Source organism: Bacteroides stercorirosoris (assembly GCF_900142015.1).
In the GTDB taxonomy this organism is placed as follows: domain Bacteria; phylum Bacteroidota; class Bacteroidia; order Bacteroidales; family Bacteroidaceae; genus Bacteroides; species Bacteroides stercorirosoris.
Map to the genome: position 1 here is coordinate 136,909 of NZ_FQZN01000006.1, position 16,487 is coordinate 153,395.

The 16,487-nt window shown below is 46.1% G+C and carries 12 protein-coding genes; 10 read left to right on the forward strand and 2 right to left on the reverse strand.

The window, feature by feature from the left end; all coding sequences use genetic code 11:
- Window positions 1–38: 38 nt before the first annotated feature.
- Window positions 39–1,829, reverse strand: coding sequence for an LTA synthase family protein (locus tag BUC01_RS06435; protein ID WP_034524517.1), 1,791 nt, complete (start codon window positions 1,827–1,829; stop codon window positions 39–41).
- A gap of 253 nt (window positions 1,830–2,082) precedes the next feature.
- On the reverse strand, window positions 2,083–2,718 hold the full coding sequence (locus tag BUC01_RS06440) for a ribonuclease H1 domain-containing protein (protein ID WP_025833375.1): 636 nt from the start codon (window positions 2,716–2,718) through the stop codon (window positions 2,083–2,085).
- Between the two features lie 106 nt (window positions 2,719–2,824).
- On the opposite strand from BUC01_RS06440, the gene BUC01_RS06445 reads away from it, so the two are divergent.
- The 10 genes from BUC01_RS06445 (at window position 2,825) to BUC01_RS06490 (ending at window position 16,477) form a co-directional block, all read left to right on the forward strand.
- Window positions 2,825–3,433 carry a nitroreductase family protein gene (locus BUC01_RS06445; RefSeq protein WP_025833373.1) on the forward strand — a complete coding sequence of 203 codons (609 nt, stop codon included), beginning with the start codon at window positions 2,825–2,827 and terminating at the stop codon, window positions 3,431–3,433.
- A 55-nt stretch (window positions 3,434–3,488) separates the two neighbouring features.
- Complete coding sequence (locus BUC01_RS06450) at window positions 3,489–4,016, forward strand: shikimate kinase (protein WP_025833371.1); 528 nt, start codon at window positions 3,489–3,491, stop codon at window positions 4,014–4,016.
- A gap of 106 nt (window positions 4,017–4,122) precedes the next feature.
- Complete coding sequence (speA, locus tag BUC01_RS06455; protein ID WP_073313070.1) at window positions 4,123–6,015, forward strand: biosynthetic arginine decarboxylase; 1,893 nt, start codon at window positions 4,123–4,125, stop codon at window positions 6,013–6,015.
- A gap of 4 nt (window positions 6,016–6,019) precedes the next feature.
- Window positions 6,020–6,793 (forward strand): acetylglutamate kinase, encoded by a 774-nt coding sequence (gene argB / locus BUC01_RS06460; protein ID WP_025833369.1) that lies wholly within the window; start codon window positions 6,020–6,022, stop codon window positions 6,791–6,793.
- A gap of 62 nt (window positions 6,794–6,855) precedes the next feature.
- A complete protein-coding gene (locus tag BUC01_RS06465) occupies window positions 6,856–7,365 on the forward strand; it encodes an RNA polymerase sigma factor (protein ID WP_025833367.1) in 510 nt (169 codons plus the stop codon).
- The gene (locus BUC01_RS06470; RefSeq protein WP_025833366.1) at window positions 7,355–7,837 is read left to right on the forward strand and encodes a hypothetical protein; all 483 of its coding nucleotides are present in this window, start codon (window positions 7,355–7,357) and stop codon (window positions 7,835–7,837) included. The genes BUC01_RS06465 and BUC01_RS06470 overlap by 11 nt, the downstream gene beginning before the upstream one ends.
- A gap of 275 nt (window positions 7,838–8,112) precedes the next feature.
- Window positions 8,113–9,768 (forward strand): DUF6377 domain-containing protein, encoded by a 1,656-nt coding sequence (locus tag BUC01_RS06475; RefSeq protein ID WP_025833364.1) that lies wholly within the window; start codon window positions 8,113–8,115, stop codon window positions 9,766–9,768.
- 203 nt (window positions 9,769–9,971) lie between these two features.
- The gene (locus BUC01_RS06480; RefSeq protein WP_073313071.1) at window positions 9,972–12,950 is read left to right on the forward strand and encodes a SusC/RagA family TonB-linked outer membrane protein; all 2,979 of its coding nucleotides are present in this window, start codon (window positions 9,972–9,974) and stop codon (window positions 12,948–12,950) included.
- A gap of 35 nt (window positions 12,951–12,985) precedes the next feature.
- Window positions 12,986–14,782, forward strand: coding sequence for a RagB/SusD family nutrient uptake outer membrane protein (locus BUC01_RS06485; RefSeq protein ID WP_025833362.1), 1,797 nt, complete (start codon window positions 12,986–12,988; stop codon window positions 14,780–14,782).
- Window positions 14,783–14,800: 18 nt separating this feature from the next.
- Complete coding sequence (locus BUC01_RS06490) at window positions 14,801–16,477, forward strand: starch-binding protein (protein WP_073313072.1); 1,677 nt, start codon at window positions 14,801–14,803, stop codon at window positions 16,475–16,477.
- Window positions 16,478–16,487: the final 10 nt, after the last annotated feature.

Below are 16,487 nucleotides of genomic sequence, written 5' to 3' on the forward strand. Positions count from 1 at the left end.
AGGTGGCTGTACTGCTACGTAGGAAGATAGCCTTCTTCCTACATTCTATGCTGTTGTTGTCGCTTGCCGAAGTAATCAAGTCGTATGATTTCATCGGATATCGTATATGCTTCCTTTTTGAAATCGATATCTTCCGGCGTTGTGTCATCGCTTTCCACTTGCATCTGCGGGCTGACAGCACACCCTTTCTTTTCGGGGTCAAGTATGCTTTGTCCGAGGCCGACCCAGCGATAATCTTCCAGTTGTAGCAAGTTCAGCACGGTGGGATACATGTCTATTTGTCCCATAACTTTCTCGTAGCGTAGTCCTACAGGTGAATTTAAGACAATGAACGGCGTGAACTGTTTATCTGAGACGACGCCTTTGCCTTGAGGGGTGTTGCACAGTTCGGAGCGGTGAGAAGCCAGTCCTTCATGGTCGCCTGTGATGATGATCAGAGTTTCTTTGTATTCCGGCCTTGTTTTCAAGTAATCAACGAACTGCCCGATGGCCCGGTCGGTGTAGTTGATGACTGTCATATAGTCATTCATTACTTCGGGTATGTCTTTGGAGAAAGAGATCTGCTTCATCTCGTCCGGCATTTTAAATGGGTTATGGCTGGAGTAGGTTACGAATTGTAGGTAGACATGTTCGCCTTTTTTCCAGACTTCACCCTTTTCCATCTTCTCCCGGCACTGAGCGAAGAATGAACCGTCTCCCACACGTTTCCGCGGGCCGAAGGCTTCGGTCAGTTTGAAGTCCGGATATGAAAGGATGGTGTCTATGCCAAAACTTTGTGCTACTGCTTCCTGATTCCAGGTTTTCTTTTTATCTACGGTCAATAGATAATTGCAGGTATTATACTTCTCTTTCAGAGCCTTCTGCAAAGTATAGTAGGTATTTCCTGTGTACAATGTACTGTAAGTCCCGTTGTTGATGGGTAACAGTCCGGCGCAAAGCAATAATTGGGCGTCAATCGAGCGTCCCCCTTTCACTTCGGTCAGTACATGCGGGGCGTAAAGAGTGGTGGAGTCTTGCAACAGTTGATTCAGACAGGGGGTAATTTCTTTGTTTTCCACACTCTTTTCCAATACCCAGCTTTCCAGTGATTCGACGAGAATGATGATACAGTTTGTTCTCTTTTCTGTATCTAAAGAAAGTGGACGGAGCGGAGGCCTTTTGTCCAACCAGTCTTCTATCTCTTTTTCCTTTTCGGGGGTATAGGCAGGTTTTTGCTCAATCAGTTCGTAATAGAGATTGCCGAAAACGGTGTATATAGGAACACAACTGGCGTACAAGTGGGCGGAATACTTGAGCTCGCTGCATCTTTTCTTGAATCCGCCTTGTAGAATGGTGAGGCCGGTAAAAAGGATGTATATAGTGGCGAATATGGTGAGGTAGGGCTTCCACGCTATTTGTTCCTGAGGTCGTTTGATTTTCCGGTGACGGAGGTAGAATATCGTGGCTGCAATGCTGGATAATGGGAACAAGAGGTCATACCAGTGGATGGAGTCGTAAACGCTTTGCGTAAAATCAGCCAGGTTACCTATCAGGTTGTAGCTGCTTAGTGGAATGGCAGTGTAGTAGGTGCGATAGTACATGAGATTGGCTATCAGCAATATGTCGAGCAGGAATAGGATTACAACTTGTAATTTCCATCGGTGAAAGAAAAAGTAAGGAGCCAGCAAAATCATTACAGCAATGATTTTAGTTGCATAAGATTCGAAATGTGAGAAGGGCGTGAAGGTGGTGTAGGCGCACCAGATTACGTCAAAGATGATAAATTTTAAGAAGATACAGATCCCAAAAATCAATGTTGGTTTATCCCAAAGTCTTTTTTTGCTATTCATTGCCGTAAAATAATTGTGATGTGTTATTGACTTGGGCGCAAAAGTACTATATTATTTAATACGATTAAGTAAATGTGAAGATTATATTTATTGTTCCACTTTGTTTCACCGCATTGAAACAAGAGATTCTTTATTGAGAAACAAAAGTTTCTTGCCTAAGGAACTGATGTTTCTTGCTTGTGAAACAAACGTTCCAATACGGTGGAACAGAAGTGGCATTGCTATGAAACGGAATGCGCTGGCTTTAAGCTTCTTATTTCCTTCCGAAGTCAGCAGGTATCTCTCCCCACTGCTTTGTTTCCCATTTCATGATTTGGGTGGTATAGGTATTCTCGCGCAACCATTTTTCGGCACGCTCTATCAGTTTGAAAAGTTCTTCCGTTTTGGGTTCTCGCGGCAGTTTTGTCTTGCATTTCTTTTGCTTTATCCAGTTGATGGCATTCACGCTGTCACTGTAGATGGGCATATCGAATCCTTTTTGTTTCAGCAAGGCAAGCCCGTGGACGATGGCAAGGAACTCACCGATATTGTTTGTGCCGTACACCGGGCCGAAGTGAAATACTTCCTGCCGGCTTGCCACGTGTACACCCCGGTATTCCATTGCTCCGGGATTACCGCTGCAGGCTGCATCTACGGCGAGGCTGTTTTCTACCACACAAGCGGGGAGAGGGGCGTCGGCATCCCTTTTGGGGGCGGACGCGGCGGTGGATGCCCGTTTGATATATTCATATGGAGAAGACGCAAAGGCTTTTTCCGCTTCTTCGCGTGTTTCGAACGACTTGTATTTCGCTCCTTCGTAGCCTTTGGTTTGCAATTGGCAGTCTGTCCAGGAAGTATAAACGCCCGGATTGACGCCTGCCCATACAACGTAAAATTTATCTTTTCCCATATCGGGTGCAAAGGTATAAATATTCTGCAACTCCGAACAACTTTCCTCTTTCACTTGTTTCCTTATATAAGCAAAAAAAGAAAAATACCAAAAGAAAGGACTCAATATGATCAGACAACGGACATTTGCTGAGGCATTGGAACATCGCCGCAGTTATTATTCCATCAGTAACGACTCTCCGGTTCAGGACGAGGAGATTGTACACATCATTCGTACAGCAGTGAAACACGTGCCTTCGGCATTCAACTCCCAGACTACGAGAGTGGTGCTCTTGTTGGGCGACGAGCATCAGAAGTTGTGGCGGATTGTGAAGGACCAACTGGAAGAACGCCTTTCTGAAGAACGTTACCGCCAGTCGGAAAAGAAAATAGACACTTCATTCTCATGTGGATATGGTACGATACTTTTCTTTGAAGACCACTCCATTGTAGAGGAATTGCAGAAAGCATTCCCTACTTATCAAGATAATTTCCCCACCTGGTCGCAGCATACCTCTGCCATGCATCAACTCGCCATCTGGACGATGCTCGAAGATAAAGGCTTGGGAGCTTCCCTGCAACACTACAACCCGCTGATTGACGAAGAAGTACGTAACACCTGGAAGTTGCCCGAAAGCTGGCAACTCGTTGCACAGATGCCTTTCGGTACTCCTGTAGCCGAGCCGGGGGAGAAAGAATTCAATGATTTGAGTGAACGCATTAAAATTTTCACCTGATAGTAAATTCTCTCAAAATAGAATTGCTTACCTTTGTGCGCAAAGGTAAGTGCTTATGATACGTATTTTCTTAACCGGCTACATGGGAGCCGGTAAAACAACTTTAGGAAAGGCTTTTGCCCGCGAACTTGGCGTACCGTTCATCGATCTGGACTGGTACATCGAAGAACGGTATCACAAATCCATACGTGAACTGTTCACCGAGCGGGGAGAGGCTTCTTTTCGTGAATTGGAGCGAACCATGCTGCATGAAGTGGCTGAGTTTGAAAATGTCATTATCTCGACCGGAGGCGGCACGCCTTGCTTCTTCGATAATATGGAGTATATGAACGGGCATGGGCAAACCGTCTTCCTCGATGTGCATCCCGATGTCCTGTTCCGCCGTCTGCGTGTGGCCACCCAGCAACGCCCCATCCTGCAAGGAAAGACGGACGAAGATTTGCGTGCATTCATTGTGGAAGCCCTGGAGAAGCGTGCTCCGCACTATGGAAAGGCGAGTTACCGATTCGATGCCGGGCAATTGGAAAGCCGTAGGCAAATATCGGAATCTGTGCAACAATTACGTAGCCTATTGAACGTTTAACCGCTTGTAAATGTGTATTTTTAGGTGGAAAACGAAAGAAATACCAGGAATTATCGTATTTTTGTCGCCCTATTAATTCAAACAATAAACATTCGAGTAACAAGAAATGAGAAAATGGCGTATTGAAGATTCAGAAGAGCTTTACAATATTACAGGTTGGGGCACTTCGTACTTTGGTATCAATGACAAAGGTCATGTAGTGGTGACACCTCGTAAAGACGGTGTCGGCGTCGATTTGAAAGAATTGGTGGATGAATTGCAGTTGCGCGATGTAGCGGCTCCCATGCTGATACGCTTCCCCGACATTCTGGATAACCGGATTGAGAAGACTTCTTCGTGTTTCAAACAGGCCGCCGAGGAATACGGCTATAAGGCACAGAACTTCATCATCTATCCCATCAAGGTAAATCAGATGCGCCCCGTGGTAGAGGAGATCATCAGCCACGGAAAGAAATTCAATCTCGGATTGGAAGCCGGGTCTAAACCTGAGCTTCACGCGGTGATTGCCATTAACTCGGATTCGGACTCGCTGATTATCTGCAACGGCTACAAAGATGAGAGCTATATAGAGTTGGCTTTGCTCGCTCAGAAGATGGGTAAACGCATCTTTCTTGTAGTAGAGAAAATGAACGAGCTGAAATTGATTGCCAAGATGGCGAAGCAATTGAATGTCATGCCTAATATCGGTATTCGCATTAAACTGGCTTCTTCCGGAAGTGGTAAATGGGAGGATTCAGGCGGTGATGCTAGTAAATTTGGCCTCTCTTCCAGTGAATTGCTCGAAGCTCTTGACTTTCTGGAGTCAAAAGGCTTGAAAGATTGTCTGAAATTGATACATTTCCATATCGGTAGCCAGGTGACGAAGATACGTCGCATCAAGACGGCTTTGCGTGAGGCGTCCCAGTTCTATGTGCAGCTTCATGCGATGGGATTCAAGGTGGAGTTTGTAGATATCGGCGGCGGTCTCGGTGTTGACTACGATGGAACCCGCTCGTCCAGCAGCGAAAGCAGTGTCAACTATTCCATTCAGGAGTATGTGAACGACTCCATCTCTACATTGGTAGACGCCAGTGATAAGAACGACATTCCCCATCCCAATATTATTACGGAGAGCGGACGTGCATTGACTGCACACCATTCCGTACTCATCTTCGAGGTACTGGAAACAACAACCCTGCCCGAGTGGGACGATGATGAGGAAGTGACCGAAGAGGACCATGAATTGGTGCAGGAACTTTATGGCATCTGGGATACGCTGAATCAGAATAAAATGCTGGAAGCCTGGCACGATGCACAGCAAATCCGTGAAGAAGCGCTCGACCTGTTCAGCCACGGTATTGTGGATTTGAAGACGCGTGCGCAGATTGAACGCCTTTATTGGTCTGTCATGCGTGAGGTAAACCAGATAGCAGGCGGATTGAAACATGCTCCGGATGAACTTCGCGGACTGCCGAAGTTGCTGGCGGATAAGTATTTCTGTAACTTCTCGTTGTTCCAATCCCTGCCGGACTCTTGGGCCATCGACCAGATATTCCCTATCATGCCTATCCAACGTCTGGATGAACGTCCCGACCGTGCGGCGACCTTGCAGGATATTACTTGCGACTCAGATGGCAAGATTGCCAACTTTATTTCTACCAAGAACGTGGCGCATTATTTGCCCACCCATTCTTTGAAGAGCAAAGAACCTTATTATATGGGTGTGTTTCTGGTGGGCGCTTACCAGGAAATACTGGGAGATATGCATAACCTTTTCGGAGATACGAATGCGGTGCATGTATCCGTTAGCGAGAAAGGGTATAGCATCGAACAGGTGATTGACGGTGAAACGGTGGCAGAAGTGCTTGATTATGTACAGTACAATCCTAAGAAACTGGTGCGTACGCTGGAGACCTGGGTGACTCAATCGGTAAAAGAGGGACGTATTTCATTGGAAGAAGGTAAGGAATTCCTTTCCAATTATCGTTCCGGTTTGTACGGATATACTTATTTGGAATAAGAATATGAGAGAAAAACTGACAGTAATTAAAGTGGGTGGCAAAATCGTGGAGGAAGAAGCCACCCTCCATAAGTTGTTGAACGACTTTGTGGCTATCGAGGGCTACAAAGTCCTGGTGCATGGAGGCGGGCGTTCGGCTACGAAGCTCGCTGCCCGGTTGGGCATAGAAAGCCAGATGGTGAACGGACGCCGCATCACGGATGCCGAAACACTGAAAGTAGTGACGATGGTGTATGGCGGATTGGTGAACAAGAACATTGTAGCCGGTTTGCAGGCACGTGGTGTTAACGCATTGGGCCTAACTGGTGCGGACATGGACGTTATCCGTTCTGTGAAACGCCCTGTGAAAGAGGTGGACTACGGTTTCGTGGGTGATGTGAAGCAAGTGAATGCGGAATTTCTGGGTGATTTGATTCATAAAGGAGTAGTCCCTGTGATGGCTCCGCTGACGCACGACGGTGCAGGCAACTTACTGAATACAAATGCCGATACCATCGCCGGAGAGACGGCGAAAGCACTTGCTACGCTGTTTGACGTGACATTAGTGTTCTGTTTTGAAAAGAAAGGTGTGCTTCGCGACGAGAACGATGATGACAGTGTAATACCGCAGATTACTCCTGCCGAATTCAAACAATATGTGGAGGAAGGCGTTATTCAAGGAGGTATGATACCGAAGTTGGAGAACTCTTTTGAAGCTTTGAATGCGGGAGTCGGGGAAGTTGTAATTACCTTGGCGTCAGCAATTAATGAGAGTAGCGGAACCCGCATCAAAAAATAATTCAAAAAAAAGTAGTGAGCAACTGTAACTTTCCATATACTTAACCGTCATTATTTATAGAGATGCAAGAAATCAGTTTTCGGAATGACATTCTCCCTCTGAAAGACAAACTCTTTCGGCTGGCTCTCCGGATTACTTTCGACAGAGCAGAGGCGGAGGACGTTGTACAAGAAACACTGATAAGAGTCTGGAACAAGCGCGATGAGTGGACGCAGTTCGGTTCTATTGAAGCTTATTGCCTGACAGTGGCAAAGAATCTGGCGATAGACCGCAGCGAGAGAAAAGACGCTCAAACCGTGGGATTGACACCCGAAATGGAACAGGCTTCAGAAGTATCAAGCCCTCACGACCGTCTGGTGGACAAGGAACAAATGACTTTGATTCATCGCCTGGTTAGTGAACTTCCCGATAAACAACGGCTGATTATGCAGTTGCGGGACATTGAGGGTAAAAGCTATAAAGAAATTGCAGTCGTCCTGCATTTAACGGAGGAACAGGTGAAAGTGAACCTTTTCAGGGCGAGGCAGAAAGTAAAACAACGGTATTTAGATATAGATGGTTATGGACTTTAAATATATAGAACAACTCTTGGAACGCTACTGGCAGTGCGAGACTTCCCTCGAAGAAGAAGCGCAGTTGCGTGCTTTCTTCAACGGAAGTGATGTTCCTGAGCATTTGATGCGATACAAAGATTTGTTCGTATACCAGCAACTGCAACAAGAAGTGGGATTGGGAGCAGATTTCGATGCCCGTGTGCTTGCAGAAGTGGAGACTCCGGTGGTAAAGGCGAAACGCCTGACGCTCACCGCACGCTTCATTCCGCTGTTCAAAGCCGCCGCAGCAGTGGCAGTGGTACTTTCATTAGGGAATGTGATGCAACATTCATTCTATAGTGATATAAAAGAAGTGGCCGCAGCCGATACGATAGGCAAACAAATTACCGCACCTTCGGTAGCTCTCTCGGGAGACGTGACGATTACCCATGAACAACAGATTCTGGATAGTCTGCAACGGATAGACAAGAAGGTGGAACTGAAGAAGTAACATTTTCATTAGCTTTTAAGAATAACATTTTCATTTGCTTTAAACATAAATATAGTTAGTGTGCTTTATTAAAACAACAAGTTGAGGCTGTGAAGTTTCAATTCTCTCAAATTCTTATAAAAACTAACTAAGATAGATGGGACGCCGCGAGATGCAGCGTCCCTTTTATGTATATATACTCTTCAAAGCTGAGGCGATTTATTAAAAACGAACCGGTAAGATGGTTATTATAGTAGGATTTTATATCTTTGTCCTGTCCGTAAACGTTTATAAACATGAAAAACCGGTACCTGCTTTTTGTAATCTCTTTGCTGTTCTGTTGCCTTCTGCAAGCGCAGGAGAAAATAGATTCTTTACTGGTGGTTCTGGACAGGACAATTGAGAACACCACTCAATACGAGCAAGCCAGGTTGAAACGCATTGATCAGATAAAGGAGTATTTCCGAACCAGGAAGAGTACTTCTCCTTCCGAGGAATACCAAATCAATCAACAGCTTTTTAATGAATATGAAGCGTATATTTGCGATTCTGCAAGGCACTACATCAATCGCAACATTGAGATTGCCCTTCAGCACAACAATCAAGATTGGCTGGATGAAGCCAAACTGAAGAAAGCAAGCATCCTGGGAAAGACAGGTCTGTATGCAGAAGGCGTGGCCTTGTTGAAGTCTATAGACAGCAAGCAGCTTTCCAGAGAACAACTCATTGAATATTACATCACTTTTGAGGATATTTATCTCTATCATGCAGAGTATGCGATGGACGACGAATATCAGATTGAATATCTGAATAACCTGTATACCTACCGCGACTCTGTATTGCAGATGGTAGAAGAAGGGTCTTATCAGTATGTCATAGCTTATACTCCCGAACTTCTGCAACAAGGAAGAGGAGAGGAAGCCATCGAAATGTTGGAAGCTTATCAGCAAAAGCTTTCATCGGATACACGGGACTATGCAGTGGTGACCTCTATTCTAGCCTTTATCTATCAGAGTACGGGACAGCGGGAAAAGCAAAAAGAGTACTTGATAAAGAGCGCAATTGCCGATATTCGTGGTGTGGTGAAAGAGAATAATTCCTTGCGTGCATTGGCGGAACTGTTATATGAAGAGGGACAATTGCAACGGGCGGATGTTTATATGAAGCGCAGTATGGAAGATGCCAATTTCTACAATGCCCGTCTCCGGAATGTGCAGGCTTCAAGGATGCTCCCGGTCATAGACCATGCCTATCAGGTGGAGAAACAGAAGCATCAGCAGGTGTTACAGATCTTCCTGGTTGTTACCAGTTTACTGACGCTGTTTCTGGCATGTGCGGTGTGGTATGTAATTCGTCAGGTGAAGAAGCTGGCTCGTGCGCGGCAGGATTTGCTGGCTATGAATGAAGAACTGAAACTTCTGAATGAAAGATTAATCGAAGTAAATCAGAGACAGCACGAAACGAATAACTCGCTGACGGAGGCTAATCATATTAAGGAGGAGTATGTCGGCCGGTTTATGGGATTGTGCTCCACATACATTGATAAGTTGGAGGGATACCGCCGGATGCTTAACAAACAGGCTGCTTCCGGTAAGGTGGAAGAACTCTACAAAACGTTGAAATCGTCCCGTTTCATCGATGAGGAGCTGAAGGAATTCTATCAGAACTTCGATAATTCATTCCTTAGTATTTTCCCTGATTTTGTGAAACGCTTTAATGAGTTGTTGCCGGAAGAAGAAAGAATTATTCCTAAACAGGATGAACGGCTGACGACGGAACTTCGTATATTCGCCTTAATTCGCCTGGGAATTACGGACAGTGCCAAGATTGCAGGTTTCCTGCGTTATTCCATTACTACTATTTATACCTACCGCTCCAAATTGAAGAATCGCTCTCTTTGCCGTGATAATTTTGAAGAAGAGGTGATGAAGATTGGGTCTTTTGCTGGTTAGTGAGGTGTTTTATCTTTGTTTTCATTTAGTTTTTTAACGCCCTTTATTTGTTTTATCTTATTGATATATAATATTTTGCTTCTTTTGTTAATCTAGATTTTCTTTAGTCCTCTTTTTCTTCCCCCTTCTTTTTACAGACATTTGCATTGTCGCCTCAACCTGTGGAGGTGAACAGAATGATTGCTAATCTAAAAACTAATAGTATGAATGTAAAAAGAACAAAGTTATGTTTGTGCCGGTCTCTTCTTCTTATGGCCGGATTACTTTTTGCAGTGGCATCCTTTGCCCAGGATTTAACCGTGAAAGGAAAAGTAACGGATACCACGGGCGAAACTGTAATCGGTGCCAACGTAACCGTGAAAGGTACAACTAATGGTATCATTACCGATATTGACGGTAACTATACTTTGTCGGGAGTGAAACCTTCTTCCGTCCTTGTTTTCTCCTTTATTGGCTACAAAACACAAGAAATCCCCTGTAGCGGACGCAAAGAAATCAATGTAGTGCTGTCGGAAGACGCCCAGGCACTGGATGAAGTTGTGGTAGTGGGCTACGGTTCATTGAGCAAGAAAGAACTTTCCAGTTCCATTGTGCAGGTAGACAGATCGAAGTTCCTGCAAGGTTCCATGAACAATCCGATGGAGATGCTGACCGGTAAAGTAGCCGGTTTGACCGTAAACAATACGGCGGCAGCCAATCCGAATGCAAGTTCCTCCCTTCAGATTCGTGGTGCAACCTCTATTTCGGCATCCAATGACCCGTTAGTGGTAATTGATGGTGTGGCAGGTGGCGATATCCGCAACCTGGCAGCACAGGACATTGAGTCGATGACCGTACTGAAAGATGCCGCTTCCGCCGCTATCTACGGAACACGTGGTGCCAATGGTGTAATCCTGATTACTACCCGTAAGGGAGCCGGAGAAGCCGGATGCGCCCAAGTGACTTACGACAGCTGGTTCGGTGTGAACCTGGCAAAGAGTGGCCCGGATATCTTGAGCGCAGACGAATTCCGTCGTTCCCGCCGTGCAACGGACTATGGGTATTCTACTGATTGGTATGACCTGTTGCTGCGCGACTTCTCGTATGATAACAACCAATATCTTTCTATCGACGGCAGTACCAAGAACGGATATTATGGCGCTTCTTTCAATTATAAGAAAGCAACCGGTCTCGATCTGAACAGCAGCCGCGAAGAATTTGGCGGACGCTTTGTCCTGAACCAGCGTATGATGGATGGAATCGTAGAACTGAACGGTTCACTCAACGCCCGTCGCGTGAATGAAGTATGGGGCAACGACGGTATGTTCGATACTGCCCTGAGCATGAACCCTACCATGCCTTTGTATAACGAGGACGGAACTTACTTCCAGCCTACTTCTCCTACCGGAGCACGCAACCCGGTGCAGGAACTGAAAGAGATCGACAATAACGGACAGCGCGTTTACCTGTTGGGTACTGCTGAGGTAAAAGTCAATCTGATTCGTTCGGAAAAGCAAATGCTGAATACTTCATTGAGCTACTCTTTGCACTACAACGATCTGAAACAGCACTATTATACCCCTTCCACCGCCGGTGAATCATACTGGAACGGTTATAACGGGCGTGCAGAAGTGACTTACCAGAAATGGTACACTTCCCGCCTGGAGTGGTTGGGTAACTACTCGCTGGATCTGGGTGACCACAACATCAAAGCAATGGTAGGCTACAACTACGAGCAAACCACCTGGGAACGCCTGCAAGCCGGAAACAGTGACTTCAATTTCGATGATATTCTCTGGAATAACCTTGGAAGCGGTTCTTATCTTGCCAAAGGAAAAGCAAGCATGGGTACCGGTAAATCTCTTGCCAAACTGATCGGTGTCTTCGGACGTGTTAACTATAACTGGAAGAATCTGTTGATTGCTTCCGCCTCCATCCGTTACGAAGGCTCTACCAAATTCGGTGCAGATCATAAATGGGGTGCTTTCCCGTCTCTTTCCCTTGCTTGGGAAATGGCGAATATGGGTTTCCTGAAAGACCATCAAAACATCGTCCAGAGTTTGAAACCCCGTGTCTCTTATGGTGTGACAGGCCGTTCGGACTTCGATTGCTATCAGTCATTGGCCACTTACGGCTCTCATAAAAATGCCCAACTGAATGTTACGGATACCTATCTGATGGATGGTGCCTGGGTAACGGGTTATGCTCCTTCGGTGAATGCCAACTCCAAACTGGGCTGGGAGAAGAGTGTCAGTATGAACATTGGTGTTGACTTTGCCTTGTGGAACAGATTGCGCGGTTCTGTCGAATGGTTCGACCGCCAGTCACGCGACTTGCTTTACAACTATACGGCTCCACAGCCTCCTTACATCTACTCTACAATTCTGGTAAATGTAGGAACTACTGTGAACCGTGGTATCGAAGTGTCTCTGGAAGGCGACGTTTTCAAAGGAACTCCCGTAGAATGGACATCCGGCATCAACTACTCTTACGGTACTACAAAACTGGATAAACTCTCCAACAGCCTGTACAAAGCTTCGTATGTGGAACTGTATCAGAAACCGGGTGTAGGTACCAGCGAATACTTCTTCCGCGTGGAAGAGGGTAGCAAGATCGGTCAGTTCTATGGTTACGAGTATGCCGGTGTAGAGAATGGTGATATGATGATTTATACCGATGAAGGCGAAAAGGTTCCCGTGTCCAAGGCGGATGTGAAGTACAAACGCTATATAGGCAATGGTACACCGACCTCTTATCTCTCCTGGAGCAACACGATCCGTTATAAGAACTTCGATCTGAGCCTGATGTTCAACGGTGCTTTCGGTTTTGAAATCTTCAATATGCGTCGTTACGGAATGGGGCTGAAAGGTTGCGGTACGGACAATGTGCTGCGCGATGCTTATGGAAAAGATGCGGATATTACAACCGGTGGCGGTGTGATCTCTTCCTTCTTCCTCGAAAAGGGCGATTACTTTAAACTGGATAACCTGACTCTGGGATATACCATTACCCCGAAAGAAAACAAGTTCATCAAGGGTATGAGAGTTTATCTGACAGCTAAGAATCTGTTTACGCTGACCGGTTATTCCGGTAACGATCCTTCAGCCGTTGCCATCAACGGACTGACTCCGGGTGTAGATACAAACAGCGCCTATCCTTCGGCTACCCAGTTGAGCGTAGGCTTGAATATCCGTTTTAAATAAGGCTATCGTTTTAATCATTAATACAGAAAAGAATTATGAAATATCTGAAATATAAATGTCTGTTGGCAATCATTCTGGGTTGTTCATTGAGCGGTTGCTTCGACCTTACGGAAGAAGTATTCGACCGTGTAGACTCCGGCGTCTATTATCAGGACGAGAATAGTGTGAAGAGTGCGGTAGCTACCATTTACTCCACAGGGGCTACCAGTTATGCCGAATACTTCTGGTACATGCAGGAATTTCCTGCCGATCAGGTGACCTGGCGTGTATGGAATGGCGGTCAGTGGGGATATGATGAAGGTGAAAAGTTTATCTTCTCCATCCAGAACTGGACTCCCGATGCCAAGATTATTCGCAGTGCCTGGGAAAAGGCATGGACCACTATCGGCCTGTGTAACACTTTATTGGCTGATATGGGGAAGTTAACTTCTGCCGACCTGAAGATGACCGATGAGAAACTGAAAGCTTATGAAGGCGAAGTACGTACACTCCGTGCCTGGGCTTATTACAATATCTTCGAAATCTGGGGTGGTGCATTGCCGCTGAATATTGAACCGGCCACCGTAGACGCTGAATTGCCACCCACTGCCGATCCGGACTTCGATACAAGTTGCAAGAAGATTTATAACTTCATTGCTACCGAGCTGGATGATTGCTACGAAGGAATGGTCGAAAATCAGGTGAACCGCATGAACAAGGCCGTGAACCGTATGATCAAAGCCCGGCTGTTGCTGAATGCCGAAGTGTTCATCAAAGAAAACCACTATACCGAATGTGCCGAATTGTGCCGTGAAATAATCAGCGGTAAATATGGTAACTATGAATTGGCAAAGGATTACCGTGATATTTACTCTATCAATAATACCGAGTGTCCCGAAGTTATCATGGCTTTTGCCTGCGAAGACGGTAAACTGAATATGGGATGGATGCGCATGACTTTCTACCCTTATAATATCTGGGACTATTTCGGAGGTACTTACAGCCAGAGCGGTTGGAACTGTACTTGTCTGGTTCCTTCGTATGACAATGCGGGAACGGTGAATGAACTGGGAGGTACGCAGGGAGCTACCTGTTTCCTTGATGCGGCTTACGGTGATAAACTGGGCGCAGTCTACGAACGCTTCGACGACCGCGACATCCGTAAAAAGAACTATAGTTATGACAAAAAGAACGGCTACAGCGGTATCTTCCTGAAAGGTACCATAAAAGCTAACTATGGTAAGGGTGAAGCCTTGAAAGCCGATGCCGACCGTGACGGACAAGACCTGGCGTATGTGGATCAGGTAGGTACGTTCATGAATCTGGGACGCAATTTGGAAACCGTCATGTCACCGCGTTGGGGAGAGACGAACTCCGGCCTTCGTCTGGTGAAGTACCCGGTATATCCTACTTCCGCAGCCATCGACTTCCAGAACATCGACGAGGTGGAATTCCGCCTGAGCGAAGTGTATTATATGCTGGCAGAGTGTGAAATGCGTGCCGGACAGGCCGACAAGGCCAAAGAACTGGTGAACGAAGTACGTAAACGTTACTTCAGTGCCGGCGACTGGGCAGACGTGAAAGACAAACCGGGGCGTGGCTTCACCGCCTTCGATATGGACTGGATGTTGAGCCAGTGGGGTGTTGAGTTCCTGAATGAAGGCCGCCGCCGCCGTACAGACCTGCGTCGCTTCGACAAATTCACGCAAGGGCAGTGGTGGTTCTTCGGACGTGCCACGGACAATGGTCAACTTTATCCCGCCAAGCGTGATCGTAAATATGAGTGGTATCCGTTGCCTGCTTCTGCATTGCTTGTCAATCAGGGACTGATACAGAACCCGAATTATAAATAACTCAAAAACAGAAAATCCATGAAAAAGATAGTTTATTGGCTGTTTATGTTGCCGTTGTTTACTCTGCTCAACGGGTGCGACGATACAGATACGATTATATTCGATGACGAACTGCCTCAGTTCGAAATCAAGGCGAACGCCATATTGCTGGAAGTCATCATGCCGAAAGGCAGTGCTGCCGATGACGAATACTACATTGTAGGCGACTTTAACGGAGGAGCCGAAGCTGCTGTTGGTAATTTGGAATGGCAGTTGGAGAAAGCTACCGGTAGCGAATCCAAGTGGGGAATCTATCTGTTACCTTCCACGTTTAAAGATGGAAAGACACTGGCGGATGGCTTCTACTTCGTATCAGCCTCGAAAGGTGAAGAACGTTCGGTGAAGAATGAGACCGTGGTGCATCGGCTGGATGTAAAGGTGGGAACCCGTACCAATGTATGGGTAGACCGCTGGGAGGCTTACTTTAATACGGAAGAAGAAGGACATGATGGCTTTGTGGTTTATGTGGCTGATAAGTCCGGTTGGGATAATCTGTACCTGTATGGTTGGGCCGGTGATGGTGATGTGACGCCTGCTTGGCCGGGACTTTCGGTGAAAGGTACGGAAGTGATCAATGGGGTTACTTATAAGTACTTCGATATGGGGAAATCTTTGGATGGCTATGAAGGGTTGAATCTGATATTCAATAATGTAGATGTGCAGGTGGACGGTCCGGCAGTGACGCTTAACAGAAACTTCTACTTTCGCATTACCGACAAAGGCTTTGAGGAAATAGATCCGGAAGCAAGCTATTGCATCTATGTGGACGACCAGTCCGGTTGGGAAGATCTGGCACTTTACATCTCCGGAGCTGGTGATAACAACGAAGACTGGCCGGGACTTGAACCTGCTGGAACGAAGGAAATCAACGGAGTGGTTTATAAATACTTTGAAACCGATGTGGAATTGATGAATCAGAGTCTGAAGCTGACATTTAATAATAACAAAAAGGAAGACGATCCGGGACTCGTGCTGTCTTTCGTTAAGAACATCACTTTCAGCCGCGATTTCTATTTCAGCATTACTCCAGAGAAGTGCGAGGAGATAGATCCCACAAATCATGGTACGCGCTATTCTCTTTATGTGGAAGATAATACTGGTTGGGGTGCGTTGGCACTTTACAGCTATGGAGATGTGGAACTTGGTGGCGGCTGGCCCGGCATACAGGTGTCGGAGACGAAAGAAATCAACGGTACGACGTATAAGTGTTTCCATCTGACACCGGCTTGTACAAATAAGAATGTCAACCTGATATTCAATAATAACGGCGGTGGAAGTCAGTTGGATGACTATAACCTGACGATAGATCGTGATTACTATCTCCGCATCTCGGGTGATGGCTGTAGTGAAATAAAAGATTGTACGGTCTATGTACAGGATAATTCCGGTTGGGATGCTTTGGCTCTCTATGGTTGGGGCGATGCTGCAATTGGTGACAGTTGGCCCGGCATACAGGTAACCGGAACGAGGGAAATCAATGGCGTTACTTATAAATACTTTGATTTATCGGAACATGTTGGTAAGTATTCGAATTTGATTTTCAATAATAATGGAGGCGGACAGCAAATAGAAGATGGCGGGCTGTATACAGCATTGATAGGAGATATTTACTTCTCCATCACAGCTACTTCTTATGAAAAACTGCCCAAGCCCTAAGATGCTTTGA

Excerpts from the sequence above, each read along its gene's own strand:
- BUC01_RS06435 (WP_034524517.1), bottom strand. The coding sequence starts at position 1,829 with ATGAATAGCAAAAAAAGACTTTGGGATAAACCAACATTGATTTTTGGG.
- BUC01_RS06440 (WP_025833375.1), bottom strand. The coding sequence starts at position 2,718 with ATGGGAAAAGATAAATTTTACGTTGTATGGGCAGGCGTCAATCCGGGC.
- BUC01_RS06445 (WP_025833373.1), top strand. The coding sequence starts at position 2,825 with ATGATCAGACAACGGACATTTGCTGAGGCATTGGAACATCGCCGCAGT.
- BUC01_RS06450 (WP_025833371.1), top strand. The coding sequence starts at position 3,489 with ATGATACGTATTTTCTTAACCGGCTACATGGGAGCCGGTAAAACAACT.
- speA (WP_073313070.1), top strand. The coding sequence starts at position 4,123 with ATGAGAAAATGGCGTATTGAAGATTCAGAAGAGCTTTACAATATTACA.
- argB (WP_025833369.1), top strand. The coding sequence starts at position 6,020 with ATGAGAGAAAAACTGACAGTAATTAAAGTGGGTGGCAAAATCGTGGAG.
- BUC01_RS06465 (WP_025833367.1), top strand. The coding sequence starts at position 6,856 with ATGCAAGAAATCAGTTTTCGGAATGACATTCTCCCTCTGAAAGACAAA.
- BUC01_RS06470 (WP_025833366.1), top strand. The coding sequence starts at position 7,355 with ATGGACTTTAAATATATAGAACAACTCTTGGAACGCTACTGGCAGTGC.
- BUC01_RS06475 (WP_025833364.1), top strand. The coding sequence starts at position 8,113 with ATGAAAAACCGGTACCTGCTTTTTGTAATCTCTTTGCTGTTCTGTTGC.
- BUC01_RS06480 (WP_073313071.1), top strand. The coding sequence starts at position 9,972 with ATGAATGTAAAAAGAACAAAGTTATGTTTGTGCCGGTCTCTTCTTCTT.
- BUC01_RS06485 (WP_025833362.1), top strand. The coding sequence starts at position 12,986 with ATGAAATATCTGAAATATAAATGTCTGTTGGCAATCATTCTGGGTTGT.
- BUC01_RS06490 (WP_073313072.1), top strand. The coding sequence starts at position 14,801 with ATGAAAAAGATAGTTTATTGGCTGTTTATGTTGCCGTTGTTTACTCTG.